This window comes from Rathayibacter sp. VKM Ac-2762 (assembly GCF_009866585.1).
Classification (GTDB): Bacteria; Actinomycetota; Actinomycetes; order Actinomycetales; family Microbacteriaceae; genus Rathayibacter.
The window spans coordinates 981,681-1,002,372 of sequence record NZ_CP047419.1 but is presented as its reverse complement, the minus strand read 5'-3'; the positions used below and the strand labels follow the sequence as shown (position 1 = coordinate 1,002,372).

Here is a 20,692-nt window from a genome sequence, read left to right as displayed (position 1 = left end):
AAGCGGATCATCCGCTTCTCGGACTCGTGTCACCGCCCTCGGGTCGTCACCCGAGAGCGCCCTTCTCGGCCGAGTAGAGCTGCTTCACCTGCTCCGCGGTCAGCGCCCGGTCCCACACCCGCAGTCGGGCGAGGGAGCCGGCGAAGCGGTTGATCATCGTGCCGTCCCGGCCGACCGCTCCGACCACGAAGTCGCCCGGAGCCGCGTTGAGGCCGTCGGGGTAGACGTAGGGGTTCTTGGCGTAGGTCGCGCCGAGCTTGTCGGTGTACACCGGGTACGCGGTGGCGGCGCCGTCGAGGTACGAGACCGCGACTGCGCCGTCGTACGTCCCGACGTGCAGCTGCCACACGCCGCGCGTGATCCGGCGGGGCTCCACCGAGTAGTCGCGCGAGTACGGGTAGCCGGGCGTCGGCCCGCCGAGCTTCGAGACGTGCATGCACACGCGCTCCCAGCCGCCGTACTCGGGGAGGTTGTTGAACAGCGCGTAGGAGCGCAGCGGCCCGACCGTCGACTCCTCCCAGACGCCCGCGATGCAGGCGCCGTCCGCGTCGGAGTTGAGCACCCACACCGCGATCGTCACCTGGCCGGTCGAGGCGCCCAGGTTGAGCGGGCCGACCTCGCCCTTGGGGACGACCAGGTGGTCCGTCGTCCCGTTGAGGGCGACTCCGGTGCCGAACGGCGTGGCGACGGCGCGGGCGGAGGAGCCCGCACCCTGCCGGAGCGCCGGAGCGCCCGCGACGGCCGAGGCGAAGGGGGCGGCGCTCTCGGCGAAGGACCACTCCGCGATCGGCGTGGGCACGGTGACCATGGGGACCGGAGCGGCGTCGCCGACCACGAACGCGTCGAGGATCAGGTTGGTGCCGCTCGAGGAGGGATTGCGGCCGCTTCCGCGGCGGATGGTCACCGTGTGCGGCCCGGCCGCGAGCTGTCCGCTGCTCCAGACCGTCTGCTTCGACCGCGTCGCGGCGCTGTAGCGGTCGACGGACGCGACCTTGACTCCGTCGAGCTCGACGTCGTTGATGCCGGACGAGCCGGTGAGGCGGCTGATCCAGCTCACACTGGTACCGGTGAAGGCGAGGGTGGCGGAGGCGCCCGCGGTGGTCGAGTAGGCGATGCTGCCGCCGCTGTCCGTGCTCGCCTTCAGCGTCGACCAGGTGCCGGTCGTGACGATCGGGGCGGCGCCGTTCTCGTAGGTGCCCGCTCCGGGCAGGGTCGTCGCCGGCGGAGGCGTCGCGTCGCCGACCACGAAGGAGTCGAGCAGCAGGTTGCTGCCGGTCGAGGCCGGATTGCGGCTGCTCCCCCGGCGGATCGTCAGCGTGTGCGGCCCGGCCGCGAGCTGTCCGCTGCTCCACACCGTCTGCTTCGAGCGGGTGGACGCGCTGTAGCGGTCGACGGACGCGACCTTCACGCCGTCGAGCTCGACGTCGTTGATCCCGGAGGACGACGTGAGTCGGCTGATCCAGGCGATGCTCGTGCCGGTGAAGGCGAGCGTCGCGGAGGCGCCGGAGCTGGTCGAGTAGGCGATGCTCCCCCCGCTGTCCGCGGTGGCCTTCAGCGTCGTCCAGGTGCCGGTGGTGACGATCTGCGCGGCGCCGTTCTCGTAGGTGCCCGCGCCGGGCAGCGTGGACACGGGCGGCGTCTCGGGCTCGGGCTCCGTCTGCGGCACGGGGCCCTCGGCGATCCAGCGCTGGAAGGTGTCGAGCATCTCCTTGTTGGTGAAGCTCGGGACCTTGTGGCCGTCGGTGCCCTCCCCCGGGTGGGTGCGCACCGTCGCCTCCTTCGCCAGGGGCAGAGCCGCGGCGTGGAGGGCGGCGCCGTGCAGGGCGAAGGGCACGACCTTGTCGTCGGGAGATCCGGTGATCCTCAGCCGGGCGCCGCGCCACACCGACGCGGGCAGCCGCGCCGGATTGGTGGCGGCGATCGCCGCCGCATCCGCGTACTCGGGGCCGATCTTGTCCGGCTCGCTCGCCGCGCGCTCCTCCATGTCGTAGGAGCTGCTGCAGAGGTACGCGCCCCGGATGTTCGGCACCATCCGCTTCCCGTAGGCCCAGGCCAGGAGCGGCCCGCCTCCGGAGTCGGAGCGCAGGAGGCTCGCGTCGATCCGCCACACCGACGAGGCCCAGGCGGCGACAGCGGCCTGGATCTCGATCGCCCGCGGGCTCGACCAGATGCTGCCGCCGTAGGTCGGGCAGATGCTGACGATGCCGCGGTCCACGGCGAGGTCGGCGGAGTAGGCGAACGCGCTCGAGAGCGCCGTGTGGGTGCCGTTGCGGGCGTGGTAGTACCAGAGCATCGATGCGCCCCTGGTCTGCGACGGAGGCGTCGCGTGCGGCACGAACAGGCGCGCCCGGTCCCCCGCGACGACGACGTCGATGATCTCGTAGCGCTTCCCGCCCGTCTTCGACGTGGCGGTGGACAGGCGCGAGACCTCGCCGGGCAGTCGGGGCACAGCGGTGAGGTCGCCGGCCGCGAGGGCCGGCGTCGCGAACGCGATCGCGCCCGCGCCGGCGACGGATCCGGCGAGGATCGTGCGGCGGGAGAGAGCGGAGAGGGCCTTGACGCCCGATCGGGAGCCGGTGCGGGAGGAGTCGGCGGAGTCGCCGACGGCAGTGTCCTGAGGAGTCACGGAAGAGAGAGCCTTTCCGATCGTCACCGTTCCGGGTACACCGATCGAAAGAGGAGGAGAAGGCGTTCAGTGAACGAGCGGCAGTGCTCGCGCTGCTGATGCGGATCACCTTCTCCTCGAGAAGGAAAGGGAAGCCGGATCAGGCTAACAGAGGGGATGAGAAAGGGTTCAGTATTTCTACCCACCGCTTTATCAACCGGAAGAGAACGCACCAGGAATCGCTTATCCGGCCGCTTATCGTCCCTTTTCCGGTGACACGACGCGTGCCGGACACCGCCGTCTGGCAGGATGCCCCCGTGTCGGAGACGGGTCGGCTGCAGCGGGGCGGCGCCCTCCCCGTGCTCCTCGTGTTCCTCCGCCTCGGGCTGACCTCGTTCGGCGGGCCGATCGCGCACCTCGGCTACTTCCGCGAGGAGTTCGTGGTGCGCCGCGGCTGGCTGACCGATCGCGCGTACGCCGACCTCGTCGCGCTGTGCCAGTTCCTCCCCGGACCCGCGTCCAGCCAGGTCGGGATGGCGGTCGGCCTGCAGCGCGCGGGGATCGCCGGACTGGTCGCCGCGTGGTGCGGATTCACGCTCCCCTCGGCGATCGCGCTGGTCCTCGTCGCCGGACTCGTCGCCGGTGCGGGCGACGTCGCCTCCGCCGGCTGGCTCCTGGGCCTCCAGGCGGCGGCGGCCGCGGTCGTCGCACAGGCCGTGCTCGGGATGGCGCGCTCGCTCGCACCGGACCGCCGACGCGCGACGATCGCCGGTGCGGCGGCCGTCGCCGTGCTCCTCGCCCCGGAGCCCGCGCTGCAAGTGGCGGTGATCGCGGCGGCGGGCCTGGCCGGCGTCCTGTGGCTCCGCCGTGAGGAGGCGGCTCCGGACGAGGGCCCGGGCTTCGCGGTCCGGATCCCGACGGCGCTCGCGGTCTCGGCCCTCGCCCTCTGGGGGCTCCTCCTGGCCGGCCTCCCCCTGCTCGCCGCTCTCACCGACGAGGGAGCGGCGGGTCTCGCCTCCGTCTTCTACCGCGCGGGCGCTCTGGTGTTCGGGGGCGGCCACGTCGTGCTGCCTCTGCTGGAGGCGCAGACGGTCGGCGCCGGCGCGGTCGGGCAGAGCGAGTTCCTGGCCGGCTACGGCGCGGCGCAGGCGGTGCCGGGCCCGCTCTTCACCTTCTCCGCGTTCCTCGGCGCGGTGGGCGCGGGGACGCCGGACGGTGTCGCGGGGGCGGCGATCGCGCTGGTCGCGATCTTCCTGCCGGGCGCTCTGCTCGTGGTCGGCGTGCTCCCGTTCTGGCAGCGGCTGCGGCACCTGCCGGTCGCGCAGAGGGCGCTGGCCGGCGTGAACGCCGGCGTGGTGGGACTGCTCGGCGGCGCCCTCTACGACCCGGTGCTGACCGAGGGCATCGGCTCGACCGGCGCTCTGGCGCTCGCGATCGGCGCCTTCGTGGCGCTGACGCGCTGGACCGTGCCCCCGTGGATCGTCGTCCTCGCCGCCGCGGGCCTCGGCGCCCTGCTCCTCTGACTCCCTCCGGGGACGACGATCCGGACCAGCCGTGGCAGTCTGGACGCATGAGGGCTCGGGGGACGACAGCGGCAGTGGCGACGACGGCAGCGGCGGGGCTCCTGCTGCTGGGCGGGTGCACCGCCGGCGGCGGGGCCGAGGCGGGCGCCACGGCGTCCGCGCCCGCCTCGCGGACGCCGAGACCCGCCATCACCGACCTGATCACTCCGAGCCCGACCCCCTCCGCTCCGGCGACCGCCGAGCCGGTCGGAACCGTCGTCGACGCCGGGCCGGTCGGCGAGGGAGTCCCCGCCACCGTCTCGGGCACCGGCCCGGCCGACGTGTCGTTCCAGCGGCAGGGCGAGTTCGCGGTCGTCCTGAGCCTGGACTGCTCGGCCTGCACCGGCACGGCGATCGTCACCGCCGCGGGCCGGATGACGCCCTTCGGCGAGGCCGCCGCCCCGATGACGGGGTCGTTCCTGACCGGGATCTTCCGCGACGACCCCGTCGAGCAGCAGGTGATCGTCCGAGCCGACGGGCCGTGGACGCTCGGCCTGCAGAGCTGGAACGACCTCGCGACGGTGAGCGGTGCGCAGTCCGGCACCGGCCCGGCCGTCCTGTTCTTCTCCGACGACGTCCCGCGCGTGACGGTCGACTACACGCCCGCGGGTCCGGACGACTCGTTCTCCGGCCGCGTGTTCACGACCTCCGATCAGCCGCAGCTGTTCGGCGACTCCGTCGCCTTCTCCGAGGTGTTCGAGGCCGACCTGCCCGGCGTCATGGCCGTCCAGACCGAGGGGACCTGGACCGTCACGCCGACGCCCTGACCCGGGGTCGCGTCGCGCCGGCCGCGGAGTGAGGGAACGGGCGCCCTTCGGCCCAGACCCGCTGCACGCGGAGCGATGCGTCGAGCAGGACGACGTCGGCGCGGTACCCGGGGGCCAGCAGGCCGAGGTCGCCACGGCCGAGCACGCGGGCGGGAACGGCGGTGAGGGCGGCGACGGACGCCTCCAGCCCGAGCCGGCCGGGCCCGACGGCCCGCCGCAGGGCCTCCTCCTGCGTGAGCGTGGATCCGGCGAGCACAGCGGTGCCCGCGAGCCGGGCGACTCCGCCGAGCACCTCGACGTCGAGCGGGCCGAGGCGGTGCGCTCCGTCGCCCGCCCCGGCCGCCGCCATCGCGTCGGTGACGAGCGCGATCCGCCCGGGAGCCGCCGCGAACGCGAGCCGCACCACCTCGACGTCCACGTGCCGGCCGTCGAGGATCAGCTCGAGCGCGACCCGCTCGTCTCCCAGGGCCACCGGGATCGGGCCCGGGGAGCGGTGGCCGATCCCGGGCATGGCGTTGAACGCGTGCGTGACCAGCCGGGCTCCGTGGTCGAACGCGGCCCGCGCCTGGTCGGCGTCCGCCTCGGTGTGGCCCACCGCGACCACCGTGCCGGCGCCGGCGAGCCGCTCCACCGCGGCGAGGGCTCCCGGCAGCTCGGGCGCGAGCGTGATCTGCGCGAGGCGTCCGCGGGCGGCGTCCAGCAGCCGGCCGACCGCGCCGGAGGAGGGGTGCACGAGAGCCGCGGGGTCGTGCGCTCCCCCGCGCGAGGGCGCGAGGAACGGGCCCTCGAGGTGCGCGCCGAGCACGAGCGGGTCGGCGGCCGCGAGGGCCGAGACCGCGTCCAGAGAGGACTCCAGCTGCTCCAGCGGCGCCGAGACCAGGGTGACCAGCGAGCGCGTGGTGCCATGGGAGCGGTGCAGCGCGAGGCCCGCGCGGATCGCCTCCGCTCCTCCGTCGAAGCCGTGGCCGCCCCCTCCGTGCACGTGCAGGTCGATGAAGCCCGGGACAGCGGTGAGGCCCCGCGCGTCGTGCAGCTCCGCCCCCTCCGCCTGCGCCTGCCAGCCGGTGCCGGTGCCGGTCGCCGTGATCGCGCCGTCCCGCGCGAGGAGCCAGTGGTCCTCCACCGTCCCGGCCGCGTCGACCTTCCGTGCGCTGTGGATGATCAGCGCGGCGTGCGCCATGCGGTCGTCTCCTGGGTGTCGGTTCCGGATCGGCGGGGACTCCGCTCCCTCCCGACGATGGCACAGCCCCTGCCGGTCGAGCCGGTCCGACACCGATCACTGCGCCACCCGAACGCATTCCGCGCCTCCGCGTCACGAACAGGGACCTCGCGCGTCTCCTGTGCATGCCTCCCCTGGACACCCGAACCCCCACCCCTCGCCTCGCCGCCTCCCGCCGGCCGCTCGACGTCGTCGCCATCGCGGCGGCCGCCCTCGTCAACGAGCGCTACCTCGATCGGCGCTTCACCGTCCACCACCTCGCCGCCGAGCTGCGGATGCCCGCCCTGCTGCTGCGGCTGCGGTTCCGCCGCTGCTACGGGCTCGGCCTCGACGAGCACCTCGCCCTCCGCCGACTCGAGCTGGCCGCCGTCCTGATGGCGAGCACCCCCGTCGCTCTCGGCGGCCTCGACCGCATCGCCCGGGGCTCCGGCTACCGGGGCACCGCCGAGCTGGACCGCGACCACCGGAGGCACCGCCGGTCCTCCGCGCTGGCCGCCTGGTTCCGGGCCGCCCCGCGTCCCGAGCGCGAGCACCGGCCCGGCATCCGGCCCGAGGAGGAGCTGCTCGCCGCAGCGCCGGGTGCCGCGACGCCGGCCCGCCCCAGCAGCATCCGCTCGGCACCGGTCACCCCGCTGAGGCGCCGCGCCTGAGCCCGGCCGCGGAGCGGTACAGTGCCACGATGCGCACCTCCGGAACCCGCCGATGACGGCCGTCCGCTACGTCGCGATCGGCGATTCCTTCACCGAGGGCGTCGGCGACGAGCGGCCGGACGGCACCCCGCGCGGCTGGGCCGATCTGACGGCCGCGGGATGGGCGGCGGCCACGGGCGAGCGGATCGAGTACGCCAATCTCGCGATCCGGGGCCGGCTCATCGCGCCGATCCTCGCCGAGCAGCTCGAGCCCGCGCTCGCCCTGGGCCCGACCCACCTCTCCTTCAACGGAGGCGGCAACGACATGCTGCGCCCGCGCGCCGACATCGAGCGGATCGCCGACGCCTACCTCCGCGTCCTCGAGCGCTGCGACGAGCAGGGCGTCGTGCTGATCGCCCTGGCCGGCGCCGACCCGTCGCCGCGGCTCCCGCTCGGCTCGCTCATCCGCCGCCGCGGGGACGCGCTGACCGACGCCGTCCTGCGCCGGACGAGCCACCGGACCGACGTGGTCGTTGCCGACAACTGGCACGACCCCGCTTTCGCCGATCCGGCGCTGTGGTCGGAGGACCGCCTGCACCTCGGCCCGCGGGGGCACCGGCGGGTGGCCGACCGGGTCCTGCGGGCGCTCGGGCTCACGCCGCCCGCCGCGCTGCCCGACGCTCCCGAGTCCGGACTCCGGCGCGGCGGAACCGTGCAGTACTACCGGCAGCACGTCGCGCCGTGGGTGCAGCGCAGGCTCACCGGCACGTCCTCCGGGGACGGCCGCGCCGCGAAGTACGCGGGCTTCGTGCCGATCGACCCGGTCTGACGCCTCCTCCGAGGAGCACGGCCCTCGTTCGACGCGCAGGGATCGCCCCGTGAGGCGGTCAGCGGCGACCACTCGTGGCCGCTCGACGACGTCGAGCGCTCAGTGCCAGCCGTACCGCGCCGAGAGCACCCGGGCGACGGCGTCGTACCGAGCACGCTCCAGAGCTGCTCCTTCGCGACGCATCCCGGCGGGGTGCACGCGGAACACGCGCTCCGGGTCGACCCAGCTGGGGCGCCCGTCCGGGTCCCAGCCGCCGGTCCCGACGGCCAGGTAGTCGGAGTGCTCCTTCGAGCTCAGCCGCACGGCGAGCACTGTCCCCGACTTCTCGACCGCGAGCACGAGCACCGGGCGGTCCTTGCCGCGGCCGTCGTCCTCCTCGTACGGCACCCAGGTCCAGACGACCTCGCCCGGGTCCGGGTCGCCGTCGGGCGTGGGCGCGTAGCCCAGGCGGACCCCGCGGAGCCGCGACGGGTCGACCTCGACGGTGCGGCCCACTCCGCTCGCGCCCGGGGTCGGCGCCGTCGTGCTCAGGTACGGGCGCTGCGGGCGGGGCCCGGCGTCCGGCCGCGGGGCGACCGCGCGGCCGAGGAGTCGGAGGAGCAGGGACACGACCGAGCGCGAGGAGGGCACCCCGGAACCCTAGCCCGGATCCGCGGCCGCCCGCCCGCGGGGGCGCGCCCGGCGGTCGCCCGTCCCGGACGCGCCGACGGGGTGCCGGCTCCGGAGAGCCGGCACCCCGTCGGGTGCTGCGGAGGAGGGGGTCAGTCCGCCAGGACGTAGCCCGCCTCTCCGTGGATGGCCGTGTCGATGCCGGCGATCTCGTCCTCGTTCTTCACGCGGAAGCCCATCGTCTTCTGGATGATCCAGCCGATGAGGAGCGTCATGACGAAGGAGTAGGCGAGGACGGTGAAGGCCGCGAGGGCCTGCTTGCCGAGCTGGCTCGCGTCGCCGGTGAGGAACAGGCCCACGCCGGTGCCGAAGAAGCCGATGTAGAGCGTTCCGATGAGGCCGCCGACCAGGTGCACGCCGACCACGTCGAGCGAGTCGTCGTAGCCGAGGCGGTACTTGAGGTCGATCGCCAGGGCGCAGACGGCTCCGGTGATGACGCCCAGGACGATCGCCCAGAACGGCGACAGGCTGGCGCACGCCGGGGTGATCGCGACGAGGCCCGCGACCGCGCCCGAGGCGGCGCCGATCGAGGTGGGCTTGCCGTCCTTGATCTTCTCGACGACGAGCCAGCCGAGGATCGCGGCGGCCGGAGCGGCGATGGTGTTGAGGAAGGCGACGGCCGCGATGCCGTCGGCGGCGAGCTCGGAGCCGGCGTTGAAGCCGAACCAGCCGAACCACAGCAGTCCGGCGCCCAGGAGCACGAACGGCGGGTTGTGCGGCTGGTGCGCGCCCTTGGTGAAGTTGACGCGCTTGCCGAGCACCAGGGCGAGGGCGAGGGCCGCCGCTCCGGCGTTGATGTGGACGGCGGTGCCGCCCGCGAAGTCGATCGCGCCGACGCCGTAGGCGATCCAGCCGCCGTCGACGACGGTGGCGTCGTCGCCGAGGGTGAAGTTGAAGACCCACGAGGCGACCGGGAAGTAGACGACGGTGGCCCAGACGCCGGCGAAGACCATCCAGGCCCCGAACTTCGCGCGGTCCGCGATGGCGCCGGAGATGAGCGCGACGGTGATGATCGCGAACGTCGCCTGGAACGCGGCGAAGGCCAGCGTCGGGTAGGCCGACGTCTGCTCGCCGAGTGCGTCGTTGTAGATGCCCTGCAGGCCGATCTGGGCGGTGTCGATGCCGAGGACGCCGTCGATGCCGACGAAGGTGTCGGTCCCTGCGGGGCCGGACGGGCCGTTGCCGAACGCGATCGCGTAGCCGTACAGGACCCAGAGGACCCCGATGAGGCCCATGGCTCCGAAGCTGAGCATCATCATGCTGATGACGCTCTTCGCACGCACCAGGCCGCCGTAGAAGAAGGCGAGCCCGGGGGTCATGAGCAGGACCAGCGCGGCTGCGATGAGCAGGAACGCGGTATTGCCTTGATCCATTGTTGAACCTCTCGTGAGTGTGCAGAGAAAAGCCCGGAGCGAGGACGCTGCGTCGGAGCACGGCCTGGAGACACGCGGGTGTCGGGTCACCTCGGGTAGCCGACAGTCTGGTGGCGCGAGGTTTCGTCCCGTGAGGCACCGCGTTTCGCGGAGGTTACGGCCGAGGCCCCTGTGTAAAAAGCGCGTTACGGCGCGCTGGCGGACGGCACGACGACGACCCCGGGAACGCCGGGAGGAGAGCGGATCCGCCCCTAGGAGCGGGGCGCCATCGAGGTGAGCGCGATGAGCCGCGACATCGAGCGCAGGTACTTCTTGCGGTAGCCGCCGCTCAGCATGTCGCCGCCGAAGACCTCGTCGAGGGGCGTCCCGGAGGCGAGGACCGGGATCTGCGCGTCGTAGACCCGGTCGATGAAGGCCACGAGGCGCAGGGCGTCGGTCTGGTCGGTCAGAGCGGTGACGCCCCGGAGCACGATGGTGTCGACGCCGTCGATCACCTTGATGTAGCGGGAGGGGTGCACGGTGCCCAGGTGGTGCACGGCGTTCGCGAACGGGTCGTCGGTGACGACGGAGCCGGCGGGGGCGGCCGCGACGAGAGCGTCGATCTCCTCGTCGGTGCGCACAACGGCGTGGCCCTCGATGTCGCGGCGCCGGTAGTCGGTGCCGTCGATCCGCATCGTCTCGAAGTGGGCGGCCATCGACTGGATCTCGCGGAGGAAGTCCGCCGCGGCGAAGCGCCCCTCGCCCAGCGCGTTGGGCGGGGTGTTCGAGGTCGCGGCGATGCGGGTCCCGGAGGCGACCAGCTCGCCGAGGAGCCGCGTCATCAGCATCGTGTCGCCCGGGTCGTCCAGCTCGAACTCGTCGATGCACAGCAGCGCAGAGCCCTTGAGGAGCGAGACGGTCGCCGCGTAGCCGAGCGCGCCGACGAGTGCGGTGTACTCGATGAACGTCCCGAAGTAGGTGCGGCCCGGCACCGCGTGCCAGATCGCCGCGAGCAGGTGGGTCTTGCCGACGCCGAAGCCGCCGTCGAGGTACACGCCCGGCTTGACCGCGGGGGCCTTCTTCCGGCCGAAGCCCAGGAAGCCGCCTCCGCCTCCCCTGGATCCGCCGCCGGCGGCGAACGCGCGGAGAGCCTCCACCGCGTCGGCCTGCGAGGGGTACTCCGGGTCGGGACGGTAGCTCTCGAAGGTGGCGCCCTCGAACTGGCGCGGGGGCACCAGCGTCGACGCGATCTCGTGCCCGCTGATCTGGGGCGAGCGGGCGGTCAGGCTGCTCGTCGATCGGACGTCGTCGGGGCTCACTCGCGTCTCGCATCCTGCGCACGGCGGGGTCCGTGCGCTCAGTGGCGGCGGCCGCACCGGGCACGGAGCCGCCGCGGTTCTGTGTCGAACTCTTACGGCGCCCTCCGTGCGGCGTCGTCCGCGGACGCGTACTGTCGCTGAAGGGCGGGCTCCAGCGTAGCCCGCCGTGGAATCACGCCCGCGCTCCGCGCACCATCCTGGAGGTCCTTCTTGTCCGTCGAAACCGATCCGTCGCCGAAGTTCGCCTCCTACGCGCACCCCGAACGGCTCGTCAGCGCCGACTGGCTCGAGCAGCGCCTCGGCACTCCCGGTCTCGTCGTCGTCGAGTCCGACGAGGACGTCCTGCTCTACGAGACCGGCCACATCCCCGGCTCCGTCAAGATCGACTGGCACACCGACCTCAACGACCCGGTGCAGCGCGACTACATCGACGGCGCCGCGTTCGCCGCGCTCGTCGGCGGCAAGGGCATCGCCCGCGACACCACCGTCGTCGTCTACGGCGACAAGAACAACTGGTGGGCCGCCTACGCGCTCTGGGTCTTCACCCTCTTCGGTCACGAGGACGTCCGTCTGCTCGACGGCGGCCGCGACAAGTGGCTCGCGGAGGGCCGCCCGACGACCACCGACGCCTCCTCCCCGGAGCCCGCCGAGTACCCCGTCGTCGAACGCAGCGACGCCGAGATCCGCGCCTTCAAGGACGACGTCCTCGCGCACTTCGGCAACCCGCTGATCGACGTCCGCTCCCCGGAGGAGTTCACCGGGCAGCGCACCACGGCGCCGGCCTACCCGGAGGAGGGCGCCCTGCGCGCCGGTCACATCCCGAGCGCGCAGAACGTGCCGTGGGGCAGGGCCGTCGCCGAGGACGGCACCTTCCGCCCCCTCGACGAGCTGAACGGCATCTACCGCGAGGGCGCGGGGCTGAAGGACGGCGACTCCGTCATCGCCTACTGCCGGATCGGCGAGCGCTCCGCCCACACCTGGTTCGTGCTGACCCACCTCCTCGGCTTCGAGGGCGTCCGCAACTACGACGGCTCCTGGACCGAGTGGGGCAGCGCCGTCCGCGTCCCGATCGTGCAGGGCGCCGAGCCCGGCGAGGCCCCCGCGGCCCGCTGACGCGTCACGACGGAGGCCGGGAGCGCCGATCCGCCCGTCGACGGGCCGGATCCGGGCTCCCGGCCTCCGCTGCGACCGCCCGCCGCCCCTCCCCCGATGAGACACTGGACCGGATGACCGACACCACGCTCCCCGACGCTCTGCGCGACATCCGCGAGGAGTTCCTCGCCCTCGAGAAGCCGGAGCGCCTGCAGCTCCTGCTCGAGTTCTCGAACGAGCTCCCCGACCTGCCCGAGCGCTACCGCGACCACCCGGACCTCTTCGAGCGCGTGGAGGAGTGCCAGGCGCCCGTCTTCATCGTCGTCGACGTCGAGGGCGGGATCGTGCACCTGCACGCCACGGCTCCCCGCGAGGCGCCCACGACGCGCGGCTTCGCGTCGATCCTGGCGCAGGGCCTGGCCGGGCTCACCCCCGAGCAGGTGCTCGCCGTCCCCGACGACTTCCCGCAGACCATCGGCCTCTCGGAGGCGGTCTCGCCGCTGCGCCTGCGCGGCATGACCGCGCTGCTCGGCCGCACCAAGCGGCAGGTCCGCGCGCACCTGGCCGCATGATCCTCCGGCCGCTCGTCCCCGCCGGTCCGCCGATCGTGATCGGCGAGGAGGGCGCGCGAGCGGCGGTCGCGGACGCCTGGCGTCCCGACGAGGCGGTGCGCGTGCGCCTGAACATGATCGCGAGCGTCACCGGCTCCAGCACCGGCTCCGACGGAACCAGCGAGACGCTCACCAACCGCGTCGACCGCACGATCCTCGGAGTCGTCCGCGAGCAGGCCGACGTCGTCCTCGTCGGAGCCGCCAGCGTCCGCGCCGAGGGCTACCGCGTCCCCCGGCGGGTCCCGCTCGCCGTCGTCTCCGCCTCGGGCGATCTCGCCGGGCACCGCCTGGAGCTGCAGGAGGGCTCCCGGGTCCTGCTGCTGGTGCCGGAGTCGCGCGGCGCGGTGGAGGGGCTCCCCGCCGGCGTCGAGGTCGTCCCGGTCCCGTCCTCCTCGGAGCGGATCGGCGTCGACGAGCTCCTGGAGGCTCTCGCCGGGCTCGGCCTGCACCGCGTCGTCTGCGAGGGCGGCGCCTCGCTCTCGGGCCAGTTCCTCGCCTCGGGCCGGGTCGACGAGCTGTGCCTCACCACCTCGCCGCGCGTCGTCCTGCCGGGCCTCCCGGTCGCGACGGGCACGGCCGTCGTCGACGACGCCTACGCCCTGACGCTCCTGGCCGCGGACGATTCCGGGGCCGTCTACGCCCGCTGGAGCCGCACGCGCTGAGAGCCGCCCACCCGGCGTGCCTCCGCGTCCCGGGCGCGTCGGAACCCTAGTCTGCGACCGTGCCCGAATTCCCAGCGTCGTCCCAGCTCCCCGAGGAGTTCCGGGTCGCGACGGAGTCGATCCGCGCCGCTTCCACGCGCGCCGAGCTCACCGTGTCCGAGATCGCCTCGCCGTCGGGTCTCGCGCCCTGGGCCCTCGCCCTGTCGGGCGACGTCGCGCCGCACGCGCACGGACGCGACTCCGAGCTGGGCACGGGGCGCTTCATCCTCCTCTACGACCCCGAGGAGCCCGAGCAGTGGGGCGGCCCCTTCCGTGTCGTCTGCTTCGCCCAGGCCCCGCTCGAGGTCGAGATCGGCACCGATCCGTTCCTCGCCGAGGTCGCCTGGTCCTGGCTCATCGACGCCCTCGGGGCGCGGGGCGCCTCCTATTCCGCCGCGTCCGGCACGGCCACCAAGGTGCTCTCCACCGGTTTCGGCGAGCTGGCCGCTCAGGGGGACGGTGCGCAGATCGAGATCCGCGCCTCCTGGAGCCCGGATGATGCGCAGCTCGCCGCTCACGTGGAAGGGTGGGGGGAGCTGTTGTGCATGCTCGCGGGTCTCCCGCCCGTATCGAGCGACGGTGTGACCCCGCTCGCCTTCCGACGGAACAACCGTGACTGATTACCGTGTCCTCTCCACGCCCGACGAGTTCCTCGCCGCGGTCGACGCCCTCGCCGCCGGCGAGGGCCCCGTCGCCGTCGACGCCGAGCGCGCCTCCGGCTTCACCTACTCGCAGCGCGCGTACCTGATCCAGGTCTACCGGCGCGGTGCCGGCGCGTTCCTCTTCGATCCCCCCGCCATCGGCCGGATGGACGCCCTGCAGGCGGTCATCGGCCAGGAGGAGTGGGTCCTCCACGCCGCCAGCCAGGATCTCGCCTGCCTGCGCGAGGTGGGCCTGGACCCGGTGCGTATCTTCGACACCGAGCTCGCCGCCCGGCTCCTCGGACTGCCCAAGGTGGGCCTCGGCGCCGTCGTCGAGGACCTCCTCGGCATCCACCTGGCCAAGGAGCACTCGGCCGCCGACTGGTCGACCCGCCCCCTCCCCCAGAGCTGGCTCGTCTACGCCGCGAAGGACGTGGAGCTCCTCGTGGACCTCCGCGACCGCATGGAGGAGATGCTCATCGCCGCGCGGAAGACGCGCATCGCCCGCGAGGAGTTCGAGGCGACGCTCGCGCGCGCCCCGAAGGCGGTCCCGCCGGATCCGTGGCGCCGCCTCTCCGGCATGCACTCGCTCCGCGGCCCGCGCCCCCTCGCCGTGGCGCGCGAGCTCTGGCTGGCCCGGGACGCGTTCGCCCGCGAGCGCGACATCGCTCCCGGCCGCCTGATCCCCGACTCCTCGATCATCGCGGTCGCCCGCAACATCCCGACCAGCATCGGCCAGCTCTCGGGCCGCCGCGATTTCACCGGCCGCGCCAGCCGCGGCGAGGTCGAGCGCTGGTGGGCCGCGATCGAGCGCGGGACGACGACCGAGGACCTGCCGAGCCCGACCCGCCCGGCCGCCGACACGCTCCCCCCTCCGCGCGCGTGGGGCGATCGCAACCCGGCCGCCGACGCGCGCCTGAAGGCGGGACGCGCCGTGGTCACCGAGATCGCGGAGCTGCTCTCGCTCCCGGTCGAGAACCTGCTCACGCCGGAGCTGCTGCGCCGGGTGGCCTGGAACCCGCCCGAGCCGCTGACCGCGGAGTCGGTCGCCGCGGAGCTCACCCGCGCCGGCGCCCGCGCCTGGCAGGTCGAGGCCACATCGGGCTCGATCGCCACCGCGTTTGTCGAAGCGGCCCAAGCGCCGGCCGAGGGCACCGAAACCCCTTCGTAGGAAGCGGCAAAGGATTCCGGCTGCGCGGTGCCGGTTCCTACGATCGACGGCGACCGTGAGTTCCTGGGAGGCATTGTGGCCGAGAGATCCGAAGTCGTGTTCATCGACGGAGTCCGTACTCCGTTCGGGCGTGCCGGCGAGAAGGGCATGTACTGGCAGACCCGAGCCGACGACCTCGTCGTCAAGGCGATGATCGGTCTGCTGGAGCGCAACGGCGCGCTGCCGAAGGAGCGGGTGGACGAGGTGGCGATCGCCGCCACCACCCAGCAGGGCGACCAGGGCCTGACCCTCGGCCGCACGGCGGCGCTGCTCGCAGGGCTGCCGAAGTCGGTGCCCGGCTTCGCCATCGACCGCATGTGCGCCGGAGCGATGACCTCGGTCACCGCGACCGCGGGCGGCATCGCGTTCGGCGCCTACGACGTGGTCCTCGCCGGCGGCGTGGAGCACATGGGCCGGCACCCGATGGGCTTCGGCGCCGACCCCAACCCGCGCTTCCTCTCCGAGCGCCTCGTCGGCGAGGACGCGCTCAACATGGGCCGCACGGCGGAGCGGATCCACGACCGCTTCCCGCACCTGACGAAGGAGCGCGCCGACCACTACGCCCTGCGGAGCCAGCAGAAGCTCGCCGCCGCGTACGCCGCCGGCAGCATCCAGCCGGACCTCGTCCCCGTCGCCACGCGCAGCGCCGCGGGCTGGGGCCTCGCGACCGCCGATGAGGCACCGCGCCCCGAGACGACCCTCGCGGGCCTCGCGGGCCTGCGGACCCCGTTCCGCCCCCATGGCCGGGTGACCGCGGGCAACTCCTCCGGGCTCAACGACGGAGCGACGGTGTCGCTCCTGGCCAGCGCCGACGCCGCGCAGGAGCTGGGCCTGTCCGCGAAGATGCGGATGGTGAGCTTCGCGTACGCCGGTGTCGAGCCCGAGATCATGGGCATCGGCCCGGTCCCCTCGACCGAGAAGGCGCTCCGCAAGGCGGGCCTGGGCATCGAGGACATCGGGCTCTTCGAGCTCAACGAGGCGTTCGCCGTGCAGGTGCTCTCCTTCCTCGACCACTTCGGCCTCGACGACGACGACCCGCGCGTCAACGAGTACGGCGGAGCGATCGCGATCGGCCACCCGCTCGCCTCCTCCGGGGTCCGGCTGATGATCCAGCTGGCCCGGCAGTTCGAGTCGCACCCCGAGGTCCGCTACGGCGTGACGGCCCTCTGCGTCGGCCTCGGCCAGGGCGGCACGGTGATCTGGGAGAACCCGCACTACGACGGCAAGCGCGGACGACGGAAGGGACGCTGACCCATGCTCGACGGATTCGAGAACCTCGTGGACCTCGCCGAGGGCGAGGTCGTCACCCACTCCTACGTCCGCGACGTGCCGCTGCCCAGCGGCCGCACGCTCGCCCTGATCACGCTCGACAACGACCGCGACCACACCCGCCCCAACACCTTCGGGCCGGCGTCGCTCTTCGAGCTGGCGGACGTCCTCCTGGCGCAGAAGGAGCGCGCCTCGCGCGGCGAGATCCAGGCGGTCGGCATCACCGGCAAGCCGTTCATCCTCGCCGCGGGAGCCGACCTCAGCAAGGTCGGGGCCATCCCGAGCCGTGAGCTCGGCCGCCAGCTGGCGCGCCTGGGCCACCGCACGCTGGGGATGCTGGCAGAGCTGGGCGTGCCGTCCTTCGCCTTCATCAACGGCCTCGCCCTGGGCGGCGGCACCGAGATCGGCCTGAACGCCGACTACCGCACCGTCGACTCCTCCATCCCCGCGCTCGGGCTCCCCGAGGTCTTCCTCGGCATCATCCCCGGCTGGGGCGGCGCGTGGCTCCTGCCGAACCTGATCGGCATCGAGAACGCCCTCAAGGTCGTCGTCGAGAACCCGCTGAAGAACAACCGCACGCTCAAGGGCCAGGAGGTGTTCGACCTCGGCATCGCCGACGCGATCTTCCCGCCCGCCGCCTTCCTCGAGGACTCGCTCCGCTGGGCCGACGGCGTGATCGGCGGCTCCGTGAAGGTGGAGCGGCCGAACGCGCCCGGCAAGCTGGAGCGGCTGGTCAAGTGGGACGTCGCGATCTCGATCGCGCGCAAGCAGCTGGAGTCGCGGATCGGCACGGTCGCGGCGTCTCCGTACCGCGCGCTGGAGCTGCTCAAGGCCGCGAAGAACACCACCCGCGAGGAGGGCTTCGCCGCCGAGGACGAGGCGCTGGCCGACCTGATCTCGGGCGACCAGTTCCGCGCGAGCATCTACGCGTTCGATCTGGTGCAGAAGCGCGCCAAGCGTCCCGCGGGAGCGCCCGACAGGGCGCTGGCCAAGCCCGTCACCAAGGTCGGGGTGGTCGGCGCGGGCCTCATGGCCTCGCAGTTCGCGCTGCTCTTCCTCCGCCGCCTCCAGGTGCCGGTGGTCATCACCGACCTCGACCAGGAGCGGGTCGACAAGGGCGTCGCGGGCATCCGCGCCGAGATCGACGCGCTGCTGGCGAAGGGACGCGTCTCCCCCGACGACGCGAACCGCCTCCGCGCGCTGATCACCGGCACGACCGACCGCTCCGACTTCGCCGACGCCGACTGGGTGATCGAGGCGGTCTTCGAGGAGCTGTCGGTGAAGCAGGACGTGTTCGCCGACATCGAGCGCTACGTCTCGCCCACGGCGGTGCTCGCGACCAACACCTCGTCCCTCTCCGTCGAGCGCATCGGCGAGCGGCTGGAGCACCCCGAGCGCCTCGTCGGCTTCCACTTCTTCAACCCGGTCGCGGTCATGCCGCTGATCGAGGTGGTCCGGACGCCGCACACCGACGACGAGACCCTCTCGACGGCGATGGTCACCGCCGCGAAGCTCAAGAAGAACGCCGTCATCACGCGCGACACCCCGGGCTTCGTGGTGAACCGCGTGCTGGCGAAGGTCCTGGGCGAGGCGATGCACGCGGTCGACACGGGCACACCCTTCGAGGTCGTCGAGCAGTCGCTGGCTCCGTTCGGCCTGCCGATGACCCCGTTCGAGCTGCTCGAGCTGGTGGGCCTCAAGGTCGGCGCGCACGTGCTCGACACCCACCACGCCGCGTTCCCCGACCGCTTCTTCGACAGCCCCAACCTGCACCGCCTCGCCGAGCTCGGCCGCGTCTTCGAGCGCGACGCGAAGGGGCGTGTGAAGGGCGTCGACAAGCGCGCGGTCGCGATCGTCGCCGGGGGCACGGAGCCGATGACGGCCGAGCAGCTGCGGCTGCGCGTTGAGACGGGTCTCGCGGACGAGGTCAAGCGGATGCTGGACGACGACGTCGTGCACGCCGCGGAGGACATCGACCTCTGCCTGATCCTCGGCGCGGGCTACCCGTTCCAGATGGGCGGGCTCACGCCCTACCTCGACCGGGTCGGCGCGAGCGAGCGGGCGTTCGGGGACACGTTCCACCACCCCGCGATCCGCGGCGTCGACTGATGCGGAGTGCAGTGACGCGGAAGGGGCGCCGGATCGGATCCGGCGCCCCTTCCGCGCGTCGCCTGAGGGACGGGTCCCGACGGCCGATCAGTCGCTGCGGGCGTCGTCCCGGGCCTCGACCTCGTCCGGGAGCGGACGGGCGACCGGGATCTTGCTGCCCAGCACCTGCGCGACGACGTCGCGAGCGATGTGCTGGGGAGTGAGTCCGACGTCCTCGAGGATCTCCTCGCGCTTGGCGTGGTCGAGGAACTGGTCGGGCAGCCCGAGCTCGGTCACCGCGGTGTCCACGCCGGCCTCGCGCAGGTCCTGGCGGATGCGCGTGCCGATCCCGCCGACGCGCACCCCGTCCTCGATCGAGACGACGATGCGGTGCTCGCGGGCGAGCTCGATGATGCTGGTGGGCACGGGCACGACCCAGCGGGGGTCGACGACGGTGGCTCCGATGCCCTGGGCCGCGAGCCGCTGAGCGACCTCGAGACCCATCGCGGCCATCGGCCCGACCGTGACCAGCAGCACGTCCTTGCGCTCGGCGCGGGCGAGCACGTCGACCCCGTCGCCGAGGCGCTCGACGGCGTCGATCTCGTCGCCGACGCTCCCCTTCGAGAAGCGCACCACGGTCGGCGCGTCGGTGACGCCCACGGCCTCGCGCAGCTCCTCGCGCAGACGCACGGAGTCGCGCGGAGCGGCGAGGCGGATGTTCGGGACGACCTGCAGGATCGCCAGATCCCACATGCCGTGGTGGCTCGGACCGTCGGGCCCGGTGACTCCGGCGCGGTCCAGTACGAAGGTGACGCCCGCGCGGTGCAGTGCGACGTCCATCAGCACCTGGTCGAAGGCGCGGTTCACGAAGGTGGCGTACAGCGCGACGACCGGATGCAGCCCGCCGAAGGCGAGACCGGCGGCCGAGGTCACGGCGTGCTGCTCCGCGATGCCGACGTCGAAGACGCGCTCCGGGTACTTCTCCGCGAGGCGGTCGAGACCGACGGGCCGGAGCATGGCGGCCGTGATGCCGACGATCGTCGGGTCCTCGTCGGCCAGGGTGACGATCTCCTCGGCGAACACCGAGGTCCACGATCGGGCCCCGGCCGCGCTCAGCGGCTCGCCCGTCTCGGGGTCGATCTGCCCGACGGCGTGGAACTGGTCGGCGAGGTCGTGCACGGCCGGACCGAAGCCCTTGCCCTTCTGGGTGATCGCGTGGACGATGACCGGCTGGCCGTAGTCCTTCGCCTGCTGGAGGGCCTCCTCCATCGCCGTCAGGTCGTGTCCGTCGATCGGCCCCAGGTACTTGATGTCGAGGTTGGAGTAGAGCGCCTCGTTGTTGATGAAGCGGCTGAGGAAGCCGTGGAGCCCGCCGCGCACGCCGCGGTAGACGGCGGCGGCGGGGCCGCCCAGCCGCTCCGAGACGGCCCGGGAGCCGCGGTGCATCGTGCGGTAGGTCGGCCGCGTGCGGACGCCGTTGAGGAAGCGGGCCATGCCGCCGATGGTCGGGGCGTAGGAGCGCCCGTTGTCGTTGACCACGATGACCAGCCCGCGGGAGTTGTCGTCGCTGATGTTGTTCAGCGCCTCCCAGGTCATGCCGCCGGTGAGGGCGCCGTCGCCCACGACCGCGACGACGTGGCGGTCGGTCTGACCGGTCATCGTGAAGGCGCGGGAGATGCCGTCCGCCCAGGACAGCGAGCTGGAGGCGTGCGAGCTCTCGACGATGTCGTGCGGCGACTCCCTCCGCTGCGGGTAGCCGGCGAGGCCGCCGCGCTGCCGGAGCTTCGAGAAGTCCTGGCGACCGGTGAGCAGCTTGTGGACGTAGGACTGGTGGCCGGTGTCGAACACGATCGCGTCGTGCGGCGAGTCGAAGACCCGGTGGATCGCGATGGTCGTCTCGACGACGCCGAGATTCGGCCCCAGGTGGCCGCCGGTCTTCGAGACCTCGCGCACGAGGAAGTCGCGGATCTCCTGCGCCAGCGTCTCGAGCTCGGCCGCGGTCAGGCGATCGAGATCGCGAGGACCGCCGATGGTCTCGAGAACAGCCATGCGCGCCGCCTTCCGGGGTCGTGAGCGAGGTGGGGACGTCTCCCGAGTCTACGCACGGGGCCCCCGGGAACGCGTGTGCG

At 73.2% G+C, this 20,692-nt stretch carries 17 protein-coding genes; 11 read left to right on the top strand and 6 right to left on the bottom strand.

Annotation, left to right across the window (positions count from 1 at the left end; genetic code table 11):
• Nucleotides 1–46 precede the first annotated feature (46 nt).
• Nucleotides 47–2,626 (bottom strand): LamG-like jellyroll fold domain-containing protein, encoded by a 2,580-nt coding sequence (locus GTU71_RS04765; RefSeq protein ID WP_159939402.1) that lies wholly within the window; start codon nucleotides 2,624–2,626, stop codon nucleotides 47–49.
• A gap of 296 nt (nucleotides 2,627–2,922) precedes the next feature.
• On the opposite strand from GTU71_RS04765, the gene chrA reads away from it, so the two are divergent.
• Nucleotides 2,923–4,128, top strand: coding sequence for a chromate efflux transporter (chrA, locus tag GTU71_RS04760; RefSeq protein ID WP_244230640.1), 1,206 nt, complete (start codon nucleotides 2,923–2,925; stop codon nucleotides 4,126–4,128).
• 74 nt (nucleotides 4,129–4,202) lie between these two features.
• On the top strand, nucleotides 4,203–4,934 hold the full coding sequence (locus GTU71_RS04755) for a hypothetical protein (RefSeq protein WP_104225243.1): 732 nt from the start codon (nucleotides 4,203–4,205) through the stop codon (nucleotides 4,932–4,934).
• On the opposite strand, the gene GTU71_RS04750 is transcribed toward GTU71_RS04755, so the two are convergent.
• Nucleotides 4,918–6,114 (bottom strand): amidohydrolase family protein, encoded by a 1,197-nt coding sequence (locus GTU71_RS04750; protein ID WP_159939401.1) that lies wholly within the window; start codon nucleotides 6,112–6,114, stop codon nucleotides 4,918–4,920. The two genes, GTU71_RS04755 and GTU71_RS04750, sit on opposite strands and share 17 nt — an antisense overlap.
• A 164-nt stretch (nucleotides 6,115–6,278) precedes the next feature.
• Between GTU71_RS04750 and GTU71_RS04745 the strand changes: the two genes are divergently transcribed.
• Together GTU71_RS04745 and GTU71_RS04740 are read left to right on the top strand one after the other, a co-directional pair.
• Nucleotides 6,279–6,803 carry a hypothetical protein gene (locus tag GTU71_RS04745; RefSeq protein ID WP_104328701.1) on the top strand — a complete coding sequence of 175 codons (525 nt, stop codon included), beginning with the start codon at nucleotides 6,279–6,281 and terminating at the stop codon, nucleotides 6,801–6,803.
• Nucleotides 6,804–6,855: 52 nt separating this feature from the next.
• Complete coding sequence (locus GTU71_RS04740; protein ID WP_159939400.1) at nucleotides 6,856–7,611, top strand: SGNH/GDSL hydrolase family protein; 756 nt, start codon at nucleotides 6,856–6,858, stop codon at nucleotides 7,609–7,611.
• A gap of 99 nt (nucleotides 7,612–7,710) precedes the next feature.
• On the opposite strand, the gene GTU71_RS04735 is transcribed toward GTU71_RS04740, so the two are convergent.
• The 3 genes from GTU71_RS04735 to zapE all read right to left on the bottom strand — a co-directional run bounded on the left by GTU71_RS04735 (nucleotide 7,711) and on the right by zapE (nucleotide 10,951).
• A complete protein-coding gene (locus tag GTU71_RS04735) occupies nucleotides 7,711–8,241 on the bottom strand; it encodes a type II toxin-antitoxin system PemK/MazF family toxin (RefSeq protein WP_167299028.1) in 531 nt (176 codons plus the stop codon).
• A 131-nt stretch (nucleotides 8,242–8,372) separates the two neighbouring features.
• Complete coding sequence (locus GTU71_RS04730) at nucleotides 8,373–9,653, bottom strand: ammonium transporter (RefSeq protein WP_104222080.1); 1,281 nt, start codon at nucleotides 9,651–9,653, stop codon at nucleotides 8,373–8,375.
• Between the two features lie 251 nt (nucleotides 9,654–9,904).
• Nucleotides 9,905–10,951 (bottom strand): cell division protein ZapE, encoded by a 1,047-nt coding sequence (gene zapE, locus GTU71_RS04725; RefSeq protein ID WP_159939399.1) that lies wholly within the window; start codon nucleotides 10,949–10,951, stop codon nucleotides 9,905–9,907.
• Between the two features lie 210 nt (nucleotides 10,952–11,161).
• On the opposite strand from zapE, the gene GTU71_RS04720 reads away from it, so the two are divergent.
• The 7 genes from GTU71_RS04720 (at nucleotide 11,162) to GTU71_RS04690 (ending at nucleotide 18,584) form a co-directional block, all read left to right on the top strand.
• Complete coding sequence (locus GTU71_RS04720) at nucleotides 11,162–12,064, top strand: sulfurtransferase (RefSeq protein WP_159939398.1); 903 nt, start codon at nucleotides 11,162–11,164, stop codon at nucleotides 12,062–12,064.
• A 113-nt stretch (nucleotides 12,065–12,177) separates the two neighbouring features.
• A complete protein-coding gene (locus tag GTU71_RS04715; RefSeq protein WP_104222086.1) occupies nucleotides 12,178–12,615 on the top strand; it encodes a SufE family protein in 438 nt (145 codons plus the stop codon).
• Nucleotides 12,612–13,316 (top strand): dihydrofolate reductase family protein, encoded by a 705-nt coding sequence (locus GTU71_RS04710; RefSeq protein WP_104222088.1) that lies wholly within the window; start codon nucleotides 12,612–12,614, stop codon nucleotides 13,314–13,316. Before GTU71_RS04715 ends, GTU71_RS04710 begins: the two co-directional genes overlap by 4 nt.
• 59 nt (nucleotides 13,317–13,375) lie before the next feature.
• Complete coding sequence (locus GTU71_RS04705; RefSeq protein ID WP_159939397.1) at nucleotides 13,376–13,975, top strand: DUF3000 domain-containing protein; 600 nt, start codon at nucleotides 13,376–13,378, stop codon at nucleotides 13,973–13,975.
• Nucleotides 13,968–15,167 (top strand): ribonuclease D, encoded by a 1,200-nt coding sequence (locus GTU71_RS04700; RefSeq protein ID WP_104222092.1) that lies wholly within the window; start codon nucleotides 13,968–13,970, stop codon nucleotides 15,165–15,167. Before GTU71_RS04705 ends, GTU71_RS04700 begins: the two co-directional genes overlap by 8 nt.
• 75 nt (nucleotides 15,168–15,242) lie before the next feature.
• Entirely contained in the window at nucleotides 15,243–16,457 is a 1,215-nt protein-coding gene (locus tag GTU71_RS04695) for a thiolase family protein (RefSeq protein ID WP_159939396.1), read from the top strand.
• 3 nt (nucleotides 16,458–16,460) lie between these two features.
• A complete protein-coding gene (locus GTU71_RS04690; protein WP_159939395.1) occupies nucleotides 16,461–18,584 on the top strand; it encodes a 3-hydroxyacyl-CoA dehydrogenase NAD-binding domain-containing protein in 2,124 nt (707 codons plus the stop codon).
• 87 nt (nucleotides 18,585–18,671) lie between these two features.
• On the opposite strand, the gene dxs is transcribed toward GTU71_RS04690, so the two are convergent.
• Nucleotides 18,672–20,612 carry a 1-deoxy-D-xylulose-5-phosphate synthase gene (dxs, locus tag GTU71_RS04685; protein WP_104222098.1) on the bottom strand — a complete coding sequence of 647 codons (1,941 nt, stop codon included), beginning with the start codon at nucleotides 20,610–20,612 and terminating at the stop codon, nucleotides 18,672–18,674.
• Between the last annotated feature and the right edge of the window lie 80 nt (nucleotides 20,613–20,692).